General features: G+C 46.3%; 21 protein-coding genes and 1 other RNA gene. 11 read left to right on the top strand and 11 right to left on the bottom strand.

Going from position 1 to position 23,758, the window contains the following annotated elements; translation table 11 throughout:
• Window positions 1-31 precede the first annotated feature (31 nt).
• The gene (fadE, locus tag DEU30_RS04850; RefSeq protein WP_114981126.1) at window positions 32-2,485 is read right to left on the bottom strand and encodes an acyl-CoA dehydrogenase FadE; all 2,454 of its coding nucleotides are present in this window, start codon (window positions 2,483-2,485) and stop codon (window positions 32-34) included.
• 147 nt (window positions 2,486-2,632) lie between these two features.
• On the opposite strand from fadE, the gene DEU30_RS04845 reads away from it, so the two are divergent.
• Window positions 2,633-3,382 carry a DUF3108 domain-containing protein gene (locus DEU30_RS04845; protein WP_011234900.1) on the top strand — a complete coding sequence of 250 codons (750 nt, stop codon included), beginning with the start codon at window positions 2,633-2,635 and terminating at the stop codon, window positions 3,380-3,382.
• A gap of 171 nt (window positions 3,383-3,553) precedes the next feature.
• Here DEU30_RS04845 and purN read toward each other — a convergent pair whose 3' ends face one another.
• From purN to DEU30_RS04820, 5 genes are all read right to left on the bottom strand, one after another.
• Window positions 3,554-4,192 carry a phosphoribosylglycinamide formyltransferase gene (gene purN / locus DEU30_RS04840; protein WP_011234899.1) on the bottom strand — a complete coding sequence of 213 codons (639 nt, stop codon included), beginning with the start codon at window positions 4,190-4,192 and terminating at the stop codon, window positions 3,554-3,556.
• A complete protein-coding gene (purM, locus tag DEU30_RS04835) occupies window positions 4,192-5,247 on the bottom strand; it encodes a phosphoribosylformylglycinamidine cyclo-ligase (RefSeq protein WP_011234898.1) in 1,056 nt (351 codons plus the stop codon). Before purM ends, purN begins: the two co-directional genes overlap by 1 nt.
• Before the next feature lie 84 nt (window positions 5,248-5,331).
• Window positions 5,332-6,045, bottom strand: a complete 714-nt coding sequence (locus tag DEU30_RS04830) for a response regulator transcription factor (protein WP_011234897.1) — start codon at window positions 6,043-6,045, stop codon at window positions 5,332-5,334.
• Window positions 6,042-7,073, bottom strand: coding sequence for a DUF4118 domain-containing protein (locus DEU30_RS04825; protein ID WP_011234896.1), 1,032 nt, complete (start codon window positions 7,071-7,073; stop codon window positions 6,042-6,044). The genes DEU30_RS04830 and DEU30_RS04825 overlap by 4 nt, the downstream gene beginning before the upstream one ends.
• 16 nt (window positions 7,074-7,089) lie before the next feature.
• Entirely contained in the window at window positions 7,090-8,541 is a 1,452-nt protein-coding gene (locus tag DEU30_RS04820; RefSeq protein ID WP_016341364.1) for a TrkH family potassium uptake protein, read from the bottom strand.
• Between the two features lie 121 nt (window positions 8,542-8,662).
• On the opposite strand from DEU30_RS04820, the gene DEU30_RS04815 reads away from it, so the two are divergent.
• The 5 genes from DEU30_RS04815 (at window position 8,663) to DEU30_RS04795 (ending at window position 13,555) form a co-directional block, all read left to right on the top strand.
• Window positions 8,663-9,805, top strand: a complete 1,143-nt coding sequence (locus DEU30_RS04815; RefSeq protein WP_011234894.1) for a peptidase C39 family protein — start codon at window positions 8,663-8,665, stop codon at window positions 9,803-9,805.
• 72 nt (window positions 9,806-9,877) lie between these two features.
• The gene (locus DEU30_RS04810; protein ID WP_011234893.1) at window positions 9,878-10,996 is read left to right on the top strand and encodes an NADH:flavin oxidoreductase; all 1,119 of its coding nucleotides are present in this window, start codon (window positions 9,878-9,880) and stop codon (window positions 10,994-10,996) included.
• 35 nt (window positions 10,997-11,031) lie between these two features.
• Window positions 11,032-11,685 (top strand): isoprenoid biosynthesis glyoxalase ElbB, encoded by a 654-nt coding sequence (elbB, locus tag DEU30_RS04805; protein ID WP_114981127.1) that lies wholly within the window; start codon window positions 11,032-11,034, stop codon window positions 11,683-11,685.
• 101 nt (window positions 11,686-11,786) lie between these two features.
• Window positions 11,787-12,145, top strand: a transfer-messenger RNA (tmRNA) gene (gene ssrA, locus DEU30_RS04800).
• A 192-nt stretch (window positions 12,146-12,337) separates the two neighbouring features.
• Window positions 12,338-13,555 (top strand): integrase domain-containing protein, encoded by a 1,218-nt coding sequence (locus DEU30_RS04795; protein WP_110013793.1) that lies wholly within the window; start codon window positions 12,338-12,340, stop codon window positions 13,553-13,555.
• A gap of 539 nt (window positions 13,556-14,094) precedes the next feature.
• On the opposite strand, the gene DEU30_RS04790 is transcribed toward DEU30_RS04795, so the two are convergent.
• Both DEU30_RS04790 and DEU30_RS04785 read right to left on the bottom strand, forming a co-directional pair.
• Window positions 14,095-14,367: a type II toxin-antitoxin system RelE/ParE family toxin gene (locus DEU30_RS04790; protein ID WP_110013792.1), complete on the bottom strand. Its 273-nt coding sequence runs from the start codon at window positions 14,365-14,367 to the stop codon at window positions 14,095-14,097.
• A 15-nt stretch (window positions 14,368-14,382) separates the two neighbouring features.
• The gene (locus DEU30_RS04785) at window positions 14,383-16,356 is read right to left on the bottom strand and encodes an LTA synthase family protein (protein ID WP_011234889.1); all 1,974 of its coding nucleotides are present in this window, start codon (window positions 16,354-16,356) and stop codon (window positions 14,383-14,385) included.
• Window positions 16,357-16,472: 116 nt separating this feature from the next.
• Here DEU30_RS04785 and DEU30_RS04780 point away from each other — a divergent pair, with 116 nt between their 5' ends.
• From DEU30_RS04780 to DEU30_RS04760, 5 genes are read left to right on the top strand one after another with little or no spacing between them, the layout of a single operon-like run.
• A complete protein-coding gene (locus tag DEU30_RS04780; protein WP_011234888.1) occupies window positions 16,473-16,835 on the top strand; it encodes a diacylglycerol kinase in 363 nt (120 codons plus the stop codon).
• A complete protein-coding gene (locus DEU30_RS04775; protein ID WP_114981128.1) occupies window positions 16,823-17,518 on the top strand; it encodes a phosphatase PAP2 family protein in 696 nt (231 codons plus the stop codon). The genes DEU30_RS04780 and DEU30_RS04775 overlap by 13 nt, the downstream gene beginning before the upstream one ends.
• A complete protein-coding gene (locus DEU30_RS04770; protein WP_114981129.1) occupies window positions 17,499-19,061 on the top strand; it encodes a phosphoethanolamine--lipid A transferase in 1,563 nt (520 codons plus the stop codon). The genes DEU30_RS04775 and DEU30_RS04770 overlap by 20 nt, the downstream gene beginning before the upstream one ends.
• A complete protein-coding gene (locus DEU30_RS04765; RefSeq protein WP_011234885.1) occupies window positions 19,062-19,727 on the top strand; it encodes a response regulator in 666 nt (221 codons plus the stop codon).
• A complete protein-coding gene (locus tag DEU30_RS04760; protein ID WP_114981130.1) occupies window positions 19,724-21,133 on the top strand; it encodes an ATP-binding protein in 1,410 nt (469 codons plus the stop codon). Before DEU30_RS04765 ends, DEU30_RS04760 begins: the two co-directional genes overlap by 4 nt.
• A gap of 481 nt (window positions 21,134-21,614) precedes the next feature.
• On the opposite strand, the gene merA is transcribed toward DEU30_RS04760, so the two are convergent.
• Genes merA through merT form a run of 3 tightly spaced genes read right to left on the bottom strand, consistent with a single transcriptional unit; the run spans window position 21,615 to window position 23,737 of the window.
• Window positions 21,615-23,018 (bottom strand): mercury(II) reductase, encoded by a 1,404-nt coding sequence (gene merA, locus DEU30_RS04755; RefSeq protein ID WP_011234883.1) that lies wholly within the window; start codon window positions 23,016-23,018, stop codon window positions 21,615-21,617.
• A 55-nt stretch (window positions 23,019-23,073) separates the two neighbouring features.
• Window positions 23,074-23,373, bottom strand: a complete 300-nt coding sequence (merP, locus tag DEU30_RS04750) for a mercury resistance system periplasmic binding protein MerP (RefSeq protein ID WP_114981132.1) — start codon at window positions 23,371-23,373, stop codon at window positions 23,074-23,076.
• Between the two features lie 13 nt (window positions 23,374-23,386).
• Window positions 23,387-23,737 carry a mercuric ion transporter MerT gene (merT, locus tag DEU30_RS04745; protein WP_105307079.1) on the bottom strand — a complete coding sequence of 117 codons (351 nt, stop codon included), beginning with the start codon at window positions 23,735-23,737 and terminating at the stop codon, window positions 23,387-23,389.
• Window positions 23,738-23,758 lie beyond the last annotated feature (21 nt).

Raw genomic sequence — 23,758 nt, 5'->3', positions numbered from 1 at the left:
GGGGCGCCGTTTGTAGGTTAACCTTCAGCTGTTATGCAGCTTCATCTTTCTTAAGGTTTTTCAGGGCATAATCGAATGCTGCCTGACCGGCTAATAAATCTTCCGGAGCAAAGTCATCAACGTTTATGGTACGCAGGCGACCAACTTCCGTGCGCTCAAGCAGAGCAACTTCGTCGTCACTCAATACACCCAGCTCTTTACCTTTAGCGGCCAGCTGGTCTAATTGAGTAAAGCTGAAGCGTTTACCGGCTGCTTTACAAACTTTGTCGTACAGTGGCTCTGCGGCAATCACGTTCTTCAGGGTTTCTTCAAGGAAACCAAAGTGACCTTCAGGGCTCAGGAACTGGCCTTCACCTAAACGTGTACGGACGTCGTTTGGTGACATTAGCATACGGGCAATTTCATGATCGTTTTTATCTGTAGGACGTTTAGCAATACGGCCTAACGGATACATAACGGCGCGCATGAAGCTACCCACACCACCAAAGTTCGCCAGCATTTCCAGCTGCGCTTCCTGAAGCTTATGCAGAGTATCCTGCATAGCCCAGTGAACTAACGGCAAGTCTTCTTTAATGCGACCCTGGTCATGATAACGCTTCAGTACACAAGAACCGATGTACAAGTAGCTGAGCATGTCACCTAAGCGCGCAGAAACGCGCTCTTTACGTTTAAGGCTACCACCCAGTTTACCCATGGCAATGTCTGACAATAACGCCATGTTGGCACTAAAGCGGTTCATTTGCTGGTAGTACTTACGGGTTTCGTCGCTAGCCGGAACAGAGCTCAGACGGTGACCACCAAAACCATAGAACAGTGAACGAACAAAGTTACTGATGGCAAAGCCAATATGACCAAACACGGCTTTATCAAATTTCTTCAAGGCATCCGGGCCTTTTTCAGCCGAGGCTTCCATTTCTTTCAAAACAAATGGATGGCAACGAATAGCGCCCTGACCGTATATCATCATACTACGGGTAAGAATGTTGGCGCCTTCTACTGTAATGGCGACCGGAACACCCTGGTAACCACGACCAAGATAGTTATTCGGGCCTAAACAGATACCTTTACCACCGTGAACGTCCATAGCGTCGTCCATGCAAGCACGTAGCTTCTCAGTCATGTGGTATTTCGCAATGGCACCGATAACGCCAGGCTTCTCGCCTAAATCAATACCTTTGGTGGATAACATAGTCACCGCATCCATCAGGTACGCGTTACCACCGATGCGAGCCATTGGCTCTTCAACACCTTCCATTTTACCAATAGGTAATTTGAACTGACGACGGATGCGTGAATAAGCACCAGTTGCCAGAGCCATTTGTTTAATGCCACCGGCACTGTTTGAAGGCAAGGTAATTGAACGGCCGACTGACAGACATTCAACCAGCATACGCCAGCCCTTACCAGCCATTTTCTGTCCACCAATAATGTAATCTAATGGAACGAATACGTCGTTACCGCGAATTGGGCCGTTCTGGAATGGCACGTTCAGCGGGAAGTGACGGCGGCCAATTTCAACGCCTTTGGTGTCACGAGGAATAAGCGCACAGGTAATACCCAGCTCTTCTTCTTCACCAATAAGGTTGTCAGGGTCGTACATTTTAAATGCCAGACCTAAAACAGTAGCTACTGGTGCTAAGGTAATATAGCGCTTATTGAAATTCAGTTTAATACCGACAATTTCCTCGCCGTTCCACTCACCTTTACACACCACACCTGAGTCAGGAATAGCGCCTGCGTCAGAACCGGCTTCCGGGCTGGTTAGTGCGAAACATGGAATTTCGTCACCGCTGGCTAGGCGTGGCAGGTAATGGTCTTGCTGTTCTTTGGTGCCATAATGCTGCAACAATTCGCCCGGGCCTAATGAGTTAGGTACGCCGACGGTTGAGGCCAGCACCGTGCTAACACCGGCAAGCTTCTGTAAAACACGAGACTGCGCGTAGGCAGAGAATTCAAGACCACCGTACTCTTTCTTGATGATCATGGCGAAGAATTTCTCGTCTTTAAGATACTGCCAGACGTGCTCAGGCATGTCCGTTAATTCGTGGGTCACTTCCCAGTCGTCCAGCATTTTGCAGACTTCTTCACAAGGCCCGTCCAGAAAGGCTTTTTCTTCAGCCGTTAACTCGGCTTTAGGTACCTTATGAAGTTTTGACCAGTCAGGGTCACCACTGAATAAATCGCCGTCCCACCAGACCGTACCGGCTTCCAGTGCATCACGCTCGGTATCAGACATTTCTGGCATTACTTTGCGATATGCGCTAAGAATAGGCTTAGTCAGCAGGTTTAAACGAATTGGCGCTATGTTAAGCGGAACCAGAACAATTGCCAGAATAGCCCAAAGCACCGGGCCAACAATGTCGATTGCGCTACCAATAGCGAACATAATAACCAGACCGGCGCTGAACATAGCCAGGCTGGCTCGTTTGTAGATTAATGCAGCCGCGACTATAACAGTAGCGACAATCCAAAGTGCAATACTCATAATGTAATACTCCGATTTGGAGGTCTGACCAGTGATACTGTGCAAGTTAGATCAACCGGAGTATATTTTCAAGGAAAAATTGAACGGGCGTTTGAATTTTGTTGTCAATATAAACGTCCAGTAGTGAACAGAAGGGGAGAAGTGAAAGTGAAAAGGACCGTCAGTTGGCTGGTATCCAGCGTATTATTAAGTGGCTTGGCAATGAATACCGCTGTTGCAGATAGTCAGCAGAAAGCCGGGCAACCCATCGAACAATCAATGAAGCCGTATCAGGCTGACTACGTGATCACGCGTGGTGACAGCGAGTATGGGGAAGGTTACCGTTATCTTGAGGTGTCGCCGGAGGACGAATGGCAACTGCGAACAAAGTCGGATATTTCCTGGTTTATTTTGTCGGACACCCGTGAAGCTCGTTCAGTATTTATTGTGGATGAAGAGAATAGCCGGTTGGAGCCTCGCGAATTTATTTACATGAGAACCGGCACCGGATCGGATAAGTCCTTTCATGGTGAATTCAAACCGAATGAGAAAAAGGTTCGTAATGTGGACACCGGACGCATGCTGGGTGTGAACTGGGAAGACGCGTTATTTGATGAAGCCAATGTGACCGAACAATTACGTGTAGATTTGGCCAGCGGAGCTGAAACTTTTAAGTACCGGTTGGTTGATGAAAAAGGTCAAGAAGACGAATACCGTTTTGAGGTGCTGACAACAGAAGAGTTGTCGTTGCCTTACGGTGAGGTTGAAGCAATAAAAGTCGGGCGTATAAGGGATAATAACCGGCGCCAGACCTTTTTGTGGTTTGCGCCGGAGCTAAATTACGTGATGGTGAAAATGAAACAGTTTAAAGAAGGTGACGAGCAGGCCACCATGTCGCTGAAAAGCTTGTCTATGTGATCTGGTTTTTATGTAATTGGTATTTATGTAGCCTGACATTCATGTCAGGTGAGATATCAAACCGAGAAGCATTACCTAATGCATCAGGTAATATATCGAACCCAACTTAAAATCTAACGTATTGGGTAATATATTGGACATTGGACCTGACATAAATGTCAGGCTACGCAATTATTCGGTTGCGTAGCCTTGAGCGCCCAGAACTTCGCCGTCTAGTGTAACGCGACCGCCTTGCAGCTTAAGACGCTCCTGACAAAACCAGTTAACCACCAGCGGATAAATACGGTGTTCCTGCTCGTGCACGCGAGCCTGAACTTCTTCCACTGTGTCGCCCTCAAAAATAGGTACTTTAGCCTGCAATACCACTGGGCCACCGTCGAGTTCTTCTGTCACAAAATGCACACTCACGCCGTGTTCGGTATCGCCCGCGTCTAATGCCCGCTGGTGCGTATTCACACCTTTATATTTAGGAAGAAGAGAAGGGTGAATGTTGAACATGCGGCCTTCGTAGTGGCGCGTAAACTCACCCGTCAGAATGCGCATAAAGCCAGCAAGAACCACTAAATCGGGCTGATAACTGTCAATCAGCGACTTCAGTTCGGCGTCATAAGCCTCGCGAGAGTCAAACTCTTTATGACTCAATACCTCGGTATCAATGCCTTTAGCAGCAGCTTTTTCCAGGCCTTTAGCCGAGGCTTTATTGGAAATAACCGCAACGATTTCACCTGTTACTTTTTCATCTTCGCAGGCCTGTTGAATGGCCTGCATATTACTACCGGTACCTGAAATTAGTACAACAATACGTTTCATTAGTGAGTCTCGTCGGCCAGAATGTCGACTTGCTCTTCGCCTTCAGCCGCGTTTGCAATACGGCCAATTTTCCAGGCGTCTTCACCGGCGTCTGTCAGAATTTGAATGGCTTTATCTGCTTGCTCGTTGGGTACCGCAATAACCATACCCACACCACAGTTAAAGGTGCGGTACATTTCTTTCATGCTGATATTGCCGTTCTCTTTTAACCAGTCAAAAATAACTGGCCAGTCCCAGCTGTTGCCATCAATAACGGCTTTGCTGCCTTTCGGTAAAACGCGTGGAATGTTTTCCCAGAAGCCGCCACCGGTAATGTGTGACAATGCATGTACAGGTACGTGTTTAATCAGCTCCAGAACCGGTTTAACGTAAATGCGGGTAGGTTCTAATAAATGATCAGCCAGTGTTTTGCCTTGCAGATGAGACTCTAAATCGGCACCGCTCACTTCAATAATTTTGCGAATAAGCGAGTAACCATTTGAATGAGGTCCGCTTGAAGCCAGAGCAATTAAGGCATCGCCGTCGGCAACTTTGGTGCCGTCAATAATTTCAGACTTTTCCACCACACCGGTACAGAAACCGGCTAAGTCATAATCGCCGCCTTCGTACATGCCTGGCATTTCTGCGGTTTCCCCACCAATAAGAGCACAACCCGACTGTTCACAGCCGTCGCCGATACCGGCAACCACGTCAGCTGCTACGTCTACGTCCAGTTTGCCGGTTGCATAATAGTCGAGAAAAAACAGCGGCTCAGCACCCTGTACAATAAGGTCGTTGACGCACATGGCAACCAAGTCGATACCCACACCGCGGTGGCGCTTAAGGTCTATGGCTAAACGCAGCTTGGTACCTACACCGTCGGTGCCGGACACCAAAACCGGCTGTTTATAACCCGCCGGAATTTCACACAGAGCACCAAACCCACCAATGTTACCCATGACTTCAGGCCGGTGCGTGCGCTTGGTAACGCCTTTAATACGTTCAACCAATGCATTACCAGCGTCAATGTCGACGCCCGCGTCTTTATAACTTAAAGAAGGTTTTTTATCGCTCACAGAATAATCCCGACTGGCAAAATTTGCGCGCAAGTTTAACACGATTTAAGCCAGAAAAGGTAGCTTAAGCGGCTCCTTATTGTGTCAGGATTTCTCTGCGATAAACCGGTAACCGACACCGGGTTCTGTTTCTATATACTTTGGCTGCGCCGGGTCATCTTTGAGCTTTTTACGTACCTGGCTGACAAAAATACGCAAATAGTGGGTGTCTTCCTGGTGTGTTTGGCCCCAAATTTTCTCCAGCAACTGTTGCTGAGTAACGAGTTTTTGCGGGTGGCTGACTAAGAAGTCCAGTAAGGCGTATTCTTTACGGGACAAGTTAACTATCTCGTTTTGCAGAAACACTTTGTGTTGCTCGCGGTCGATGAGTAACTCACCAAAACGAAGCTGAGCCTCGGCTGTGGGTTGTTCAATGGAGAGGTCGCGTAATAAAACATGAATACGCGCCATAAGCTCCCGAATACCAAAGGGTTTGGTCAGGTAGTCGTTAGCACCACCTTCCAGCAGTTTCACTTTCTGCAGTTCGTCGTCGCGCGCCGTCAGTACCAATACCGGCACCTGACTCCATTCGCGCAGCTGGCGCATGACCTGATAGCCGTCAGCGTCAGGCAGACCTAAGTCCAGAATAACCAAATGCGGGTTCTGGCTGGTAATCTGCTTTATCCCTTGCTCGGCTGTCGCTGCTTCCAGGTAGGTATAACCTTCGGCAGTGAGAGAGGCCCGCATAAAGCGTCGTATCTGTGGTTCGTCATCAATGACTAAAATGCGGGGGCCGTCGGTGCGGGCTTGTGCATTCATGAGACTTCCTCTGTGATGTTGGCGCGTGGTAATTTAATTCGGACAAGGCAGCCATCAGGACTTTCTTCAATACCTATGTGGCCGTTATGAATATCGATTATTCCTTTAGCAACAGACAGCCCCAGACCGGTTCCGCCAGTGCCTGAGTCTTTCTCGCGCGACGAATAAAAAACATTAAATACAAGCGAGCGCTTACTGGTTTCTATGCCGGGGCCTTCATCTTTAATATCAATGACAATGAACTTGTCGGTTTCTGACAGTGACAAAGTAACCGGCGCTGTCTCGCCGGAAAAGCGCATCGCGTTATCAATAACATTAAACAATGCCTGCTCCAGCAGCGAGGACTGAACCTCAACCATAGCGTGCTGCAGGTTATCTTTAACCAGTAACCGTTCTTGTGAAGCAAAGCGCGAAAGCGTTTTACTGATAACCGGACGAATATCCTGCACTGCATGGGTCAAACGAATTTCGCCGTGCTGTAGTCGGGTAGCCTGTAACAGGTTTTCAATATAACGATGCAAGCGGTCACTCTCATCGAGCGCACCCTGTAACAGCTCGGCCCGTTCTTGTTCCGGCAAACGCTCCTGATACGCCTGCAATGTACTTAAATTGCCAATGACGCTGGCCAGCGGGGTTCTCAGGTCGTGTGAAACCGATAGCAGAATGTTTGAGCGCAGCTGGGCCTGACGTAAGCTTTCTTTTTGGTTTCTGAACAAGGTGACTAAGTGGCTGGTAATAACGCCCACGGCAATAAATACAATTGCAGTAACCATTTCGTCTATGTCAGTCATGTGCAGCGAATAGCGCGGTTCTGTAAATAAAAAATTAAACAGCAGCAAGGCCAGAACAACGGCAAGTAGTGCCGCGCGAAAATTGGTTAAAAATGCAATAAGCAACACCGCCAGTTGCAGAATGAGTACCGTGCCGGAGGTGGGCAATAACCAGTGATCGAGCAGGTAAGCAAGACCCGCCGCGGTGCAGGTGATGGCAACGGAGGCCAGGTAACCTAACCAGGGCTGTTTACTCATGTTCTAATCTCATGTGCTAGTCCCGCCAGAATTGAGGAAGTAACAATGTTAGCAAAGTAAAGTATTCAAGGCGTCCTAAAATCATTGCTAACGTCAGTACCCAGGTTCCGGTGTCTGATACCGGAATAAAGTTACTGGAAACTTCGCCAAAACCCGGACCAAGTACGTTCAGACACGCCGAAACGGCGGTAAATGCCGAGAAAAAATCCAGCCCGGTCAGCATCAGTATGAGGGTAAGCACCATGGAACTAATTGCGACCATTAGCATAAAGCTCATTACCGCCTGAATCACGTCGTTAGTCACCGCTTTTCCCTGATACACCACTTTCAGAATGGCACGCGGGTGGATGGCCTGCAGCATTTGGTGTTTCAGGATGCGTAAGGTAATGACATTACGGACAAATTTGTTGCCTCCGGCAGTTGACCCGGCGCAGCCGCCCAGGTAACTGGCTGCCACTAAAAAACCAGCCGTAGCCGCAGGCCACGCCGAAAGGTCATCGGCACCGTAACCGGTACTGGTCATAAAGGAAACGACATGAAAAACCGCCTGATTCAGAGACTCCCCGAAGGAATGATGAGTTTGAGCGTTAAATGCCAGAGCGGTAAGAATAACGCTGAAAACGGCCAATGCAATTAAAAACCAGCGAGTTTCCTCGTCTTTCCAGTAGCCACTTATGGCTCTGGCTGTAAACAGTTTATGGTGCAGGGCAAAACTGATAGCCCCCAGAATCATAAACACATCGGCAACTATAAGAATAATTGGTTGCTGAAAGTGGCCCATACTGGCGTCGTAGGGCGAAAACCCGCCGGTTGATACGGTCGTCAGACTATGGGCTATGGCATCGAAAGGAGACATTCCGGCCAACCAGTAACTGCCGGCACAGCCTATTGTCAGGCACAGGTAAACTAACCAGAGGTAACGGCTTGTACTCGCAACACGTGGTGCTAACTTCTCATTTTTAATGGGACCCGGAGTTTCAGCCTTAAGCAGGCGCATGCCACCCACGTTTAGCATGGGAAGAATGGCGACTACAAAAATCACGATACCGAGCCCGCCCATCCATTGCAGAAACTGGCGGTACAGTAAAAAGCTTTTGGGCATTTCATCAAGGCCGGTGAGAATGGTGGCACCGGTGGTGGTCATAGCGCTGACCGACTCAAATACTGCGTCGGTAAAGCTAACCCCGGTAACGGACATAATGGGTAATGCTCCCAGAACGCCTATTAAAATCCAGGTGAATGAAGCGAACGCCAAGGCTTCGCGGAAAAAGATTTTCTTTTGCTCGCCGTTATTAGTGCGTATGAATAGAAAGAGCGCGAGAACAAGGCAGAGCAAAGAGGAATAAATAAAGTCGGTAAAGGTTTTGTCCCTAAAGACAAAAACCGAAAGCAAACCAAAAAAACACTGAATTGAGGCAATCCAGATCATAGGCCAGGTTAATAGGCGCAACGTTGCTTTTAGATTCACTGTTACCTCATGCGACGAACCGACTTTTTCTATTGCTAAGGGTAATTCTGCAGGGCGTAAAATCTCTATACCGAAAGCGTCTTTAGGCGTAAAATCTGCGTAAAATTAAGGGGTTTATTTTATGGCCAGTATTCAACCGGCACGTAATGAGCATTTAGACGCGGTAGCGGCGCTAGAAGCTGTCACTTTCCCCGAAGATGCGATCAGTAAGCGCAGTTTTCGGCGGTTTATTGAGTCGCCTAGCGCCGATTTTCAGGTGTTACTGCTGAACGAAAAGGTCATTGGTTATACCGTTGTCCTGTACCGAAATAATACAAATCTGGCTCGACTCTATGCTTTGGTTGTCGAAAAGGAACATCGTAGTAAAGGCTATGGTCGACGTTTGTTGCAAGCTGCAGAAGACCTGGCCGATGAACGACACTCCCTGTTTTTACGTACCGAGGTAGCAACCTCTAATACAGTAGGGCAACAGCTGATGAACAGCGAAGGCTTCCGTGCAATAGAGCTGCGCGAAGCCTATTTCCCGCCTTCTGCATCGCAATCGACAGATGCTCTGGTTCTGCAAAAACTGTTGCCTCGTTACGAAATGGGCGAAGATGCGGGCGTGGGAGCAACCGAAGAATACGTTCCTATGCTGACCCAGTCGACGGAGTTTACCTGCGGCCCCGCAAGCCTGCTAATGGCTATGGACTACTTCGGCCGGCCCAGTAGCGACCCGCAAGCCGAAGAGCTGGAAATTTGGCGTCAGGCGACGACCATTTATATGACCTCCGGGCACGGCGGCTGTGGCCCTCATGGGCTGGCGCGGGCGGCGTTTCAGCGTGGCCTGAAAGTTCGGGTGGAAGTGAATACCGACCAGCCACTATTTGTGGATTCGGTTCGTCAAGAGCAGAAAAAAACGGTTATGCAGCGCATACAGCAGGCCGATATGACCTACCTGGAAAAACATGGTGTTCCCATTGTTGTACGCGACTATGACGTGACGTTAATAAAAGAGGACTTAAGCCAGGGCTGTCTGGTTATGGTGCTTATCTCTACTTATCAGTTTGACGGTATTAGGGCACCGCATTGGGTCTTAATTTGCGCGGCCGACGATGACTTTATCTACATAAACGACCCCGATTACGACACTTTACCCTGGGAATCTCCTACCGAACGTCAGTATTTACCTGTGCCTATAAGTACCTTCAGCAAAGCCTTTGGCTACGGTGGTCGTAAGCAAAAAGCAGCGGTTGTACTTTCAGCTGATTTAACAACAAAGTGATCAATTCCCCTTGAATTCTGCGTAATTATGCTCAAAGTCATATAACAGTATTAGATGAAAAAGGAATTCCGTATGAGTTCAGCATTTGATGATTTTGAATTAAAAGGCCACAAGCTTGAAAACCGTTTTGTTGTGGCTCCCATGACACGAACCAGTGCCGACAAGAAGGGCAAGCCAACGGAGTTAATGGGCGAGTATTACGAGCGTTTCGCGAAAGGTGGTTGGAGTATGATCATCAGCGAAGGCGTATACACAGACCGGCAGGCAAGCCAGGGGTATGAAAATCAGCCGGGCATTACCGACGCACCACAAACCGACGCCTGGAAAGAAATTGTCGAACGAGTACACAAACATGACTGCAAGTTCATTATGCAGTTGATGCATGCTGGCGCTCAGTTCCAGCATAATGAATACACAGACACACCCATTGCGCCCAGCGAAGTAAAGCCTAAAGGTGAACCGCTGGACTTGTATGGCAAAACCGACGGCTGGCCTGAAGTGAAAGCCATGGATGAAACCGATTTTGATGCCGTTATGAACGGTTTTGTCGGTGCCGTAAACCGGGCTAAAGAGGCAGGTTTTGACGGGGTTGAGTTGCACGCAGCTAATGGGTATTTACTGAATGAGTTTTTAAGTGACTACTTTAACCAGCGCCCTGATCAGTGGGGCGGAGACATGGCAAAACGCATGCATTTTCTGGAATTAGTGGTTAAGGCCGCGAAATCCGCCGCAGGCGACGACTTCATTGTCGGTGTGCGTTTAAGCCAAATTACCGTGACTGACTCTGATTATCAGTGGCCGGAAGGCGAGGACGCCATGATAAAAGTGGTGAAGGCCATGGAGAAAGCCGGTGTGGATTACATTCACACAACAGATACGGACGTAATGCGTAAGCCATTTAAAGGTGGCAGTAATAAGTCATTGGGCGACATTGTGCAGGAGTTTTCGGACATTCCGTTAATTGTAAATGGCGGTATTAGCGAGAAAAACTATGAGCATGTCGCGGGGCATTATCCTAATGCTTTGCTTGCTATGGCTAAAACGTCATTAGCGAATCCGGACTTTCCAATTCGCATTAAGTCTTCCGAGCCAATACGTCAGCTCGATTTTGCCATGCTGCAACCAACCGCTACACTTGAAAATGAGTGGAAGTGGCGCGATGAAAACGACGCGCACATTGAACTGGATTAAAGCGAATTTTAAGTAGCGGACAGGAGGTTTCGACTATGAAAAAAGTAGCAGTTATTTTATCCGGCTCCGGTGTTTTTGACGGAGCCGAAGTGAACGAAGCTGTATTAACCTTATTGCACATAGCAAAGCAGGGAGCCAGCTACGAATGCTTTGCACCAGACATTGAACAAATGCACACCATTAACCACCTTAAGGGTAAGGAAAGCGGTGATAAGCGCAATGTTCTGGAAGAGGCGGCGCGCATTACCCGCGGTGAAGTAAAACCTTTAACCGACTTAGATTCGTCTGAGTTTGATGCGTTGATATTGCCGGGCGGTTTTGGTGTTGCCAAAAACTTCTGCGATTTTGCCGTTAAAGGTGCTGATATGACGGTAAACGACCAGGTGTTGAAAGTTGGTAAAGCCTTCGTTGAGGCGAAGAAACCAGCAGGCTATATGTGCATTTCTCCTGTATTGTTGCCACACATATACGGAAAGGGTGTGAAAGTCACCATTGGTAGCGACGGCGAAGTTGCCAGCGCCATTAATAAAATGGGCGGCGAGCATGTGAACTGCGGTGTTCGCGATATTGTAGTGGATGACAAGCACCAGTTAGTGACCACACCGGCCTATATGCTGGCTGAAAACCTGCCGGATGCGGAAGAGGGCATTAGTAAGCTGGTTGAAAAAGTTTTGTATATGGCGGCTTAATACCTGACTTAGCGTCCAATAAATAACCGCTTGAGTGCAGAACTTATAGCACTTAAGCGGTGTCTGAGTTATAGTACACAAGTTACGTAAGTAATAGCTTTGGGGCTGATCTGGATTCGACGGGATACACGAAACCCAAGGTGCATGCCGAGGTGAGGCAGGCCTCGTAAAAAGCCTCAACCTAATAGTTGCAAACGACGACAACTACGCTCTAGCGGCTTAATAACCCGCTAAGCCCATCCCCCGGCGCTTTGTCTGCGAGACCGGACCAGGATGGCTCAAACTAATGTAGACTCGCGTGGAGGCTTTGTCCGGAGCTGAAGCGTTAAAACCAATCGGACTCGTCAGTTGTGAAGCCTGTCAGTCGGCGTCACACTGATTAACTAAAAGACTGACTAAGCATGTAGGACCGAGGATGTAGGTATTGCGGACGCGGGTTCAACTCCCGCCAGCTCCACCACATTATTAAATCAGGGCGCTCCAGTAGCGCCCTTTTTTATGCCTAGAGCCCCTTTCATAGAGCCTCTTAAGCTATTTTAGATTCTCAAGTAATCTCACGATATTCCAGGGAAGCCTAACGTTTTTGTATTCCAGGTTGTATTCCTGAGCGATGGGTATACAATCCAGGAATACAACGATTGGAGATTTTGATATGCCACGGCCTGTGACTCCGCTTAACGACAGTCAAATAAAAAAAGCTAAGCCAAAGGAAAAAGACTGTGTTTTTTCTGATGGTGGGGGGCTTCAGTTGCGCATTAGAGCTTCCAGTGGTTCAAAGTTATGGAATTTTAATTACCTGCATCCAGTTACAAAGAAACGTATGAATATGGGGTTGGGGATGTACCCTGAGGTTAGCCTAAAAAAGGCCAGAAGCTTAGCGGAAGAGGCTCGGGCAAAAGTTGCTGAAGGCATAGACCCTAAGCTTTCTAGAGATGAAAGTATTCGGACTCAGCGAACTGAGCAAGAGTCGACTTTACGTAAAGTTGCTGAAGATTGGTTTGAAACTAAGAAAACCAAAGTCACGGATGATTATGCGGATGACATTTGGCGATCACTAGAGCTTCATGTATTCCCAGACTTAGGCAAAAAGCCGATAAATGAAATTACTGCGCCGATGTTTATCCAGGTACTTAAACCGATAGAAAAGTCGGGGCGCTTGGAAACTGTGAAGCGTGTTATTCAACGTGTTAATGAAATCATGGTCTTCGCCACGAATACTGGTGTTATCCAGGCTAATCCCCTAGCTGGAGTGAAAGCAGCTTTTCAGTCGCCCAAAAAGCAGCATTTACCAACAATAGGAAAGGATGAACTACCGGTATTCTTGGATAAACTCCAAAACACTAGCGTCAGTAAGGTTACTAGGCATTTAATTAAATGGCAGTTACTTACGATGGTTCGGCCATCTGAAGCTGCTGGCGCTAGGTGGGAAGAAATTGAAAGGTTAGATAACGGTGAGGTTAATTGGATTATACCGGCTGAACGAATGAAAAAGCGACGTCAGCACATTGTTCCTCTACCGACGCAAGCCATAAAAGTGCTGGATAAAATGAAAGAGATTAGCGGTAACAGAGAGCATATTTTCATTTCAATGAAGAACCCTAACACGCATGTAAACAGTCAAACTGCGAATATGGCGATACGACGCATGGATTATAAAGATAAGCTCGTTAGCCACGGTTTAAGAGCTTTGGCGAGTACTATTCTAAATGAAGAAGGGAAGGATCCTGATCTGATTGAATCTGCGTTGGCGCATACTGACCCTAACCAGATACGCAGTGCTTACAATAGATCTCAGTATTTGGAACGCCGTCGGGAATTGATGCAGTGGTGGGGGGACTATCTTGATGAAGCCTTCCGCGCGGGCATATGAGACGGTATGGGATAAACGAGGGGCTCCTGAGAAGGCGTAGTAGCTCCACCGTGCTTTAATTAGCTTTTACAGCCTTTTTTGTCACAATTTATTTTTTCGTGTGAGTTCACCCAGTGACTTGAGTTTTCTTTAGTGTTGAATCCGCAACCAGTTCTCCCGCCTTTACTTCCTTGATGCACAACTCCGGTTGGTGTGTGTTTTACTGCCATAATTAACCTTCCTATTTTAAGCTTAGTGTTTAACTCTAATGTGAATTTTGTATATAGGTGATATTTTTTGAATGTGCAAACTAAACTCTGGATGAGAGAGGTTAGTGACAATGAAAATTAATTTTTTAGGCTCTATACCGCTTCTTCAACTCTTTCATTGCCGATTCTTGGCAGTCATCAATCTTTTTGCGTAACTTTTCACACGTATCGTTAGCAGTTGAATACTGAAAGCCTTCAATAATTTCTATAGTGCAGAAAAACTTAAGAATCGCCTGTACTTCGTACACTGATTCAATTAGAGAAACATGTTTGCTTTTGTCAATCGGTATCTTAGAGTGAACCGGCAAGCACTGCTAGGATGATCGTTTCAAAACCATCGTAACGGTACAGTGCGAGATGGCCACTCTGGCCAAAATCAATGAGCCACTCTCTAAATTCGACGGGCATATCATTCAGAGGGCGGCCATTTTCGGGTTGATGAGCCAAAACAAGGACGTCCTGGTGGATGTTTTTAACGGCCTCGCGGGCAGCTATCAGAGCCTTGTTTCGCAAAGGTACCTTAGAAATCCAGCACTTATGAAAGGAGGTTAGCGCCTCAACCATAGCCGAACGAATATGCTAATTTAGATCCTCCGGCACAAAGTAAGCAAGGTTTTGGTAAAGCCATGAAGGTAAAAGTGCGTGTGCTAAAGCGTCGTTATACAATGTGTCATGTACTTTGCTGCTTCTGACAAAACTGTTTTTATGGAAATCATAGTAACCAGCCATACTTCCGCTTGGCGTTAAAATGATCACAGCGTCGTTAGTCATCCACGCATAGTTATTACCAAATTGCATCATCGCACGATTGGCAAACGGTACATTTTCTGCAGATAGATCCTGCCCTATTGACGGAGTCCAGGAAGAAACACCCGCAAGCGATATAACAGTCGGTAACAAATCAATTTGACTGACTATTGAATCTATTTTCCTGGGTTTAATAGACCCTCCCAAAATAAGCCCGGGTATATGGAATTTATTAATGGGCACTAATTCGTTGCCGTAGACACGCGTATCATGGTCTGCAACAATTAGAAAAATCGTGTCCTCCCAATATTCACTTCTTTTTGCCTTTTTAATGAATTCACCCAGAGCGAAATCTGCGTATTTAACCGCATTTTCAACCGTATTCTTTGACTTCGAATAGAGCTCAATTGCATTGTCCGGAAACTCAAACGGCTCATGATTGGACGATGTAAAAACTAAACTAAAAAAAGGTTGCCCGATTTTTTCCAGTTCCTTAAATCGCTGATGCGCCGTATTAAATAAATCGCCGTCACTAGCCCCCCAACTGCCCACAAATTGTGGGTTAACAATGTCACCTTGCCCCAGTATTGATTGAAATCCGTTGCCGGTAAAAAAGCTCCCCATATTGTCGAAGTGGGTTTCACCACCGTAAATAAACTCGGTAAAATAGCCTTTACGCGACAACAAATCCGCCGCGGTATAAAAGTTTTGCTGCGATAAAGAGAGTTTTACGGTGCTTCTTGCAGGCGTTGGTAAAAAGCTTGAGATGACCGCCTCAATACCGCGAACCGAGCGAGTTCCTGTCGCGTACAACTGCTTAAACCACCAACCTTCCTGTCGTAACTGTTCAAGATTTGGTGTCACACCAACCCCACCTAAATCTTTAACAAAAGTAGCCCCCAGACTCTCCTCCAAAATAACAACAATATTTTTGGGTTTGTTGTAATTACGGGAGGCGGGATTAAAATGCACTGTTGGGTATTTTTCAGACGGAAAAGTTTTCTCAACTAAGTGAGGTTGTTTTTTCACGGTATTAAGTATCTGATCGATGGGAACCTTACCATACACACTGGCAGCGCTTGCCTCATGACGCATATTATAAATTGCATATTCGACAGAGTAAGCTGAACTAATAACTAAACTATTCACAAGCGCATCAGACGTCACTGCAAAAAAGGCTGGGTTAGCCGGCCGGTGCGCCAGAGTTGAGCGGACACCAGCAAAGACAAGGATCACTAACAACGGCCAGACAACCAGAGAACTGACAACCTTCTTGTTATCGATGGGGGGTGATGTATTCAAGCGCTTCGCTAATTTAGTTAACCCATATAAACAGCCAATCACAACCACGCCGCTTACAAATAACCAGGGTTTAAAACCAGCCCAGAGCATACTAAACACTTCTTTGGGATATTCTAAATATTCAATGAACAAGCGGTTAGGTCGCAAATCGTATTGCATAACAAAAGCTGGCGTTGATATCTCCATAAACGCAATATAGGTAATAGCGATAATCAACCAGATGCTCTGAAGTTTTTGCCATAGCCCCAAACCCCATCGGTTTAGAAATAACGGCGCAAATAACAATAATGGCAGTGTCAGATATCCCATTTGAACAACGTCAGCCCTCAATCCCATCACCATCAGATAGCCAATATTCGCCGCCTCCGTTACACGATCAAACTGCCAGATAAACAGCAGCAGACGGCTGACACTCAAAATGATTAAGCCAAGCGCAAATCCTACAATCAGCGTCTGATAGTGCGCTAAAGACCGCGTCGCTTTTTTTAGCAAAACATTCCACATTAAGAATCCAATCCATTTGTAGCTTTAGTGATGCGATGGATAGTAAAGGGGGAACCTTAAGCTGAACTTAATATTGGTCGTTTAGGATGTATTTTTTTATCGTGACAGGACTCATCATGAAACCAGGCAAAACAGGAGTAATCCGAATACTTCATGCAACGCGGTATTCCATAAAGGGGCTAAAAGCTGCATGGCTTTTTGAAGCCGCATTTCGGCAAGAAGTGTTACTGTTCATTTTATTAGCGCCTATTTTAGTGCTGGCACCGTTGGCGTTAGCAGAGCGGTTGTTAATGTTTTTGTCTCTGTCCGGCTTACTCATTACTGAGTTGCTTAATTCCGCTGTAGAAGCTGTAGTCGACCGTATCGGCGCAGACTTTCATGAGCTTAGCGCGCGAGCGAAAGATATCGCGTCGGCCGCTGTATTTCTTGCGATCATTCAGTTCATCATCGTTTGGGCAGCACTCTTATGCCAGCTTTGAAGATGACAACAACCAGCCAACGTTGGCTGATTACTCTGGTCATTTTTATTGCGGTGTTAACAACGGCAGAATTATTTGATCTCAAATTCCTATTTGCCAATGCACTCTATCGGCTAGAAGGGGGGCAGTGGTCACTTAAACACCACTTCATTACTGAAACCATTTTTCATGAAGGTGCTCGGAATCTCAATCTCATCGCTGTCATTTCGCTACTGGCCTTAACCTTATTCCAGTTTTTTCCGGGAAAAAATAACGCTCAGCGGCGTCGCTATGTGCTGCTGCTCTTATCTATTTTACTGTCTTTTGGCTTGGTTAATTACCTTAAAGCGACTCTGGGGATGGACTGTCCCTGGGATCTGCGTGTATACGGCGGCACCAAACCTTACTTCAGTTTGTGGTCGTTGAATGACAGCCCCTTTAGCTCAGGACGATGCTTTCCGTCGGGGCATTCGAGTATCGGTTTTGCCTGGATCGGGCTTTATTTTTTCTGGCGTAAAAGTCAGCCCGTCCTTGCTAATACATCGGCTGTTTTCTCACTTTTTGTTGGCTTCACTCTCGGCTTTGCACAACAACTGCGTGGCGCCCACTTCTTCGTCGACGATATCACTACAGCGTTTATTTGCTGGAGCATCGCGTTACTTATTTTTCATATAGGTGAGCATCATGAAACGACTGACACTTAATTTTTCAATACTGTTAATGGTTGTTGCAACTTGGTTAACCTTTGCCTACTCAGCGCCTTTATTAAACGCTTTGGAGGCTTATGGTGTCCAGTCATTCACACAGTTTAAGTTAATGGTATTCACACTCTGTTTTTATGCTTTTGTGCTGGCCTTAAGCCGGTTTATTAATGCGTTCAAGCCACTGGCGATTATTTTAATTATTGTGGCTGCGCCGGCCTCATTTTATATGCTGGAATACGGCATTGTTATTGACTCCGACATGCTCATCAATACCATGGAGACCGACCCAGCAGAGGCCGGAGACCAACTTTCTACCAGTTTTTTTATCACCTTAATGGCACTGGGTATCATCCCTTCGTTATTGCTGATGTACATAAAAATCCCCAAAGCAAGAACACTTACACAGATCAAACAAAGTCTTGTTACAGCAGCCTGCTTCTGTTTTTTAGCGGTCGGTATTGTTTATACAAGTTATGACGACTTTGCCTCCTTATTTCGTAACCATCGGGATGTAAAATATCGGATCGTCCCATTCAATGTCATCTCGGCGAGTGTTTCAGTCATAAGACAAAAACTAGAAAAGCCGGCTCAGTTTACCTCTTTGGGGCAGGACGCGGTGCAAACTAAAACTTCGGCAAAGCCAAAAGTAATGGTTGTCATATTGGGCGAAACAGCGCGTGCAGATCACTTTTCACTGAATGGTTATGAGCGTCCGACAACACCCATGCTTTCCCAGTTAGCAACTTCAGAACCAATCTTGAGCTACAAAGCTGCCATGTCATGCGGCACAGCTACGGCTGTTTCTGTTCCCTGTATGTTCAGTTTTTTAACGGCTGACACTTATTCCAATGCCGCCAGAAATTCCAGTAACGTATTAGATGTTTTAGAAAATGCCGGTATCAAAGCAACCTGGATTGAAAACAACTCCGGGTGCAAGGACGTCTGTAACCGTATTCATACCATTGTGATGGATGAAGATCGGTGCGGAGAAACGGGCTGCTACGACTTTGAGATGCTTGATGACTTGAGCTCCTGGTTACGAAACATCACTCAGGATTCGATTATTGTGCTTCACCAAATGGGTAGTCATGGGCCAGCATATTACAAACGCTCGCCAGAGAAACTCAAACATTTTTTACCAGAGTGTAAAAGCGAGGAATTAACAAACTGCACAAAAGAAGAAATTATTAATGCGTACGACAACAGTTTATTGATAACTGATCGGCTCGTGAGTCAGGCCATTAGGTTATTGAGGAGCCACAAAGAGCTGGAGAGCAGTATGATGTATGTATCCGACCACGGTGAGTCCCTGGGTGATAACGGTATCTACCTGCATGGTTTACCAAATTGGTTAGCGCCCGAGGAGCAACGACATATCCCTTGGATAGTTTGGCCTTCAGAGACATTTGAAATGACGGGGAATAATACAGACGCCAATATTAATCACGATAATTTCTCGCATACTGTATTAGGTTACTTTAATGTAGAAACGTCACTTTATAATGCAAGCCTTGATTTAACCCGTTTAACGAGAGATATGTAAATGCGTCTACTACTCCTTGAAGATGACAAAACCTTGGCAGAAGGTATCATTAAGGGTCTGAATCGTATGGGTTATATGGTCGAACTCGCTATGAATCTGTCGCAAGCGGAAAGTGCCCTTAAAACTGACCAATTCGAACTGGCAATTTTTGATCTTGGCCTGCCTGATGGCAATGCCGTATCCTTGATCAAAAAACTGAGAAAGGCAGGGCAACCCGTTCCTATTGTCGTACTCACCGCCTGGGATGATGTTGATACGAAGGTGCTGGCACTGAATGAGGGCGCCAATGATTACGTAGTAAAGCCGTTTGAGTTACGTGAGTTAGAAGCCCGTGTTCGGGTTCAGGTGCGAAAAGCAAACCTCCAACTCAATGATGTTATAAATTGCGGCGATCTGAGCGTTGATATTGCATCACAACAATGTCGCTTTCAGCGCAAACTAATTAATTTAACCCGGTTAGAATGGATATTACTCAAACAACTCGCGTTGCATGTCGGAAAGATAGTGAGTAAAGAGCAGTTAGAAACTGCATGTTATGGCTGGGATAGCGATAACGAAAGCAATTCGTTAGAGGTCCATATTCACCATTTACGAAAAAAACTGAACCCTAGCCTGATAACCACCATCCGAGGTTTAGGCTATCTGTTAAAAGATGAGTCATCATGAAATTCTGGTCGCTTCGCCGCTCATTGGTTATTGGCATTAACTTAGCTGTAGTTGCTGTATTAGCGTTCACAGCCTGGGCTAGCTATCGGGATATTCTGCACGAGTTAGATGAAGTTTTTGATGCGCAACTCGCACAAACCGCAAAGTCGCTGGCAGCATTTTATACACCCTCTTCGGAAACTCAGTCTGTACCTAAAAGGATCCCAATATCAAACTACAATGATACCGGTGAAGATGAGTCCGCTAATGAGAGAGGCCCTAGCGGCCATAAGTACGAATCTAAAATCGGCTATCACATATACAACTCTGAAGGTAAATTGCTGGCCTTAACTAATCAGTTGAAGATACTGCCGCTGAAAAATTTAGACGCAGGCTACCATACGTTAGAAAATGATGCGCAGACATGGTTTATCTTTAGTTATTTTTCGAAATCTAAGGGCATTTGGGTGCGTACCTTTCAACGGGAGGATGTACGCAGTGAGCTCAGTGGTTACTTGGCTACAGAACAGCTGTACCCGCTACTATTGATGTGGGTACCGATAAGCTTAATAATACTCTTTATTGTTTATCTTGTACTGAAACCGGTTAATCGATTCGCCATTCATTTAAGAGCCAGAGCGTTAAACAACCTGTCACCAATTGAGTCAGAACTGCCCAAAGAGTTGATCCCGATAAAGCAGGCAATTAATAAATTATTACATCAAATTAAGATGTTTTCAGAGAGGGAAAAGCGTTTTATTGCTGATGCGTCACATGAGTTACGAACACCGTTAAGCGCAATTCAAGTACATGCGGAAAATATTATTCACGCTGAATCGCTGGAGGATTCCAAACAGTCCGGTAAAGCCATTTTTAGTACCGTAGAGCGCATGTCGCATTTAGTTAATCAACTCTTGCGCTTAAATCGACTGGATAGTTTGGATAAGTCTACTGATTTCTCCGAGATTGAACTCAAAACGCTTGTTTCTGCAGCCATCAACGCTCTCCCCACAAACACGGTCGAGAATTATCAATGGCAAATCGACGCTCCCACAATCAAGATAGCCTGCAATGAAACTTTGATAATAAGCGCGTTGACCAATCTTCTATCCAACGCCATGAAATTTTCACCCGCAGATTCCAAGATACAAATAAATGCAGTTGAAACATCAGAAAGCATTACTATCAAAATAATGGATCAAGGCACCGGAGTACCCACAGAAATGCTTCAGCGAATGGGAGAGCGGTTTTATCGGTTTCAAGGGCATAGTGGAATCGACGGCTCTGGTCTTGGTTTATCCATTACCTCGAAGATAATACAATTGCACGATGGAAAAATATCATTCAACAATATTCATCCAACCGGATTTGCAGTACAAATAGAGCTTCCAAAAAGCACAGTTTTGGAAGCTAAGTTAAATTCATAAGTTAGGCGATAAGAAATAGTTGCCGTCAGGTTGAGTTGTTCGGATCCTGATGATTTAAACTTTACTTCAAGAATAATGTTTAAGTTACCAAGTCGTTAGCTCTAATTTGGCGATTTCTGTACAAATCTCGGCTTACCATCCCTCTCAAATCCACTAAATTTAGCAGTGTCTCTACCAGGTCATTATCAATTCCGTATTGGCGGTGTGCTTCTTTAATAAATAGATCATCAATGTGCATAATACCGTCGTCAATGGTACAAATTTAGGTGCCCGAGCCTTACTGACGGTACTTGCTCGCGAACAGTCTGAAAATTCTCAATGTTTCACGATGTATTGCATGCAATGAACCCGTATCTTTTGTTTTATAAATGTACTACTGCTCTTGGTAGGAGCCAGCAGCTCGTAGTTGCGAACCCTTCTCAAGCGTACTTTTACTGCTTATTGATCTGCCGTTGGTCTTGTCTTCTCCCTATCAATTGTCTCATCCAGCGCAGCAAGATAATTGCTTAACATCTTTAGTGAATGTTTGAGCACATAACTTTAAGCCTTCTACCATCGTAAGGTATGGGAAGAGCTCATCAGCCAACTCATTGACTGTCATTCCTGCTCTTATCGCCATTACAGCAGCTTGAATCAACTCACCAGCTTCTCCTGCGACGACTTGAACACCGAGCAGCCGGCCGCTGCCACTTTCTGCGAGAATTTTTATAAACCCTTGGGTATCGAAGTTAACCAATGCCCGTGGGACATTTTCAAGGCCCAACGTGCGGCTTTCGGTGACGTAACCACCAGTTTTAGCATCAGCTTCTGATAAACCCACCGTGGCGACTTGTGGATCAGTAAAGATAACCTCGGGCATGGCACTGAGATCAAGATGCGCATCACCGCCCGTCATGTTAATAGCGGCTCGGCTGCCGCCTGCGGCGGCGACATAGACAAACTTCGGCTGATTCGTACAGTCGCCTGCCGCATATACTCTTGAGTTAGAGGTTTGCATGCGATCGTTAATCGTTATTGCACCGCGTTCAGTTTGTACACCGATGGTTTTTAAATCGAGGTTTTCCGTATTGGGCGTACGGCCTGTGGCCACGAGCAGTTGTTCTGCTTTTAATGTTCCGGCATTGGTTTTGAGAATGAAGTGTTGTCCGTCGTAACGCACTTCGCTGGCTTCTGTATGCTCAAGCACATTGATGCCTTCGCGATCAAAAACAGTCGCTATTGCTTCACCAATGGCAGGCTCGTCTTGGGATAACACTCGACTGCGGGCCAAAACAGTAACGTCACTACCGAGACGCGCGAAGGCTTGTGCTAACTCAAGAGCAACGACCGAGGCTCCAATAATAAGGAGGCTCTTAGGAATGTCATTTAGCTCTAATGCGCTTGTCGAAGTAAGGTAAGGGGTTTCAGCTAAGCCGGGGATGGGTGGTTGTGCGGGTCGGGCCCCGGTGCCGATAAAAGCACGGTCAAAGTGAACCGTTTGCTCACCGCCATCGCAAAGTGATACGGAAAGAGTTTCATCGTCTATAAAGCGGGCTTCGCCGTTAATAACGGTAATGGCGGAATTCTCTCTAAGAATACTCTGGTATTTGGATTCACGGAGTTCTTCTATCCGAGCCTGTTGTTGCTCGAGGAGAGTTGATCGATTTACCTTAAGAGTATGAGTACTTAAGCCTTTATCAAAAGGGCTTTCTCGCCGCAGTTGGGCGATATGAGCCGCTCGGATCATGATTTTAGACGGGACACAGCCAATATTGACACAAGTTCCGCCAATAGTACCTCTCTCAATGAGCGTCACTCGGGCACCTCCTTCAGTCGCTTTGAGTGCCGCAGCCATCGCACTGCCGCCGCTACCAATGACAGCAATGTGTAAATTGTTACTACTCATAACGGTTACTCCTTGGTCTTTCAGTTTTACAGTAGCTATAAGGTATTGTGATGTTTCATGACTGATTTTTTGCCGCCGTTGCTTTCAGTGTTGATGGGTATCCTGCATTTGTCGTTGCTTCAGTAAGCTCCTTAACTGACGTTTTTTCGTCGTCGAATGTCACTGTTGCATCCCGCTCTTCAAAACGGACATCGACGGCGCTCACACCTGCGACTTCACCGAGTGCAGCTTTGACAGTAATTGGGCAGGTGACGCATGTCATACCGTGTACTGATAGCGTGACGGTTTTCTCAGCCGCCAATGCGGGCATACTAAACAGTAAAAATAAAATGGTTGTTATCATTGCTTTTTTCATTGTGTATTGCCTCCTAGTAAAAGAAAGGAACAACATAGGGGTAAGCCAGTGCTGTTAAAGTAAGTACCGCAACGAGCCAAAACATCACTTTGTAGCTCTTACGAGCATTTGGCGTTGCGCAGGTGTCATCAGGGTTGCAGTCATCAGCACGCCGGTATATTCGACGCCAGGCAAAGAATATGGCAATCAATGCAATGGCAATAAAAATGGGTCGATAAGGCTCAAGTGCTGTGAGGCTCCCAATCCAGGCCCCGGATACACCGAGTGCAAGTAATATGAGGGGACCCAGACAACACGCAGATGCCAGAGTCGCTGCGATCCCTCCTGCGAGAAGAGAGCCCCGACCAGATTTTGAATTTGACATAATAGTAACTCCTTCGGGCAT

Origin of the sequence: Idiomarina sp. 017G (assembly GCF_004362265.1) — a bacterium.
Lineage (GTDB): Bacteria > Pseudomonadota > Gammaproteobacteria > Enterobacterales > Alteromonadaceae > Idiomarina > Idiomarina loihiensis.
The sequence above is the reverse complement of the archived record's forward strand: the minus strand, read 5'-3'. Positions and strand labels throughout refer to the sequence as shown.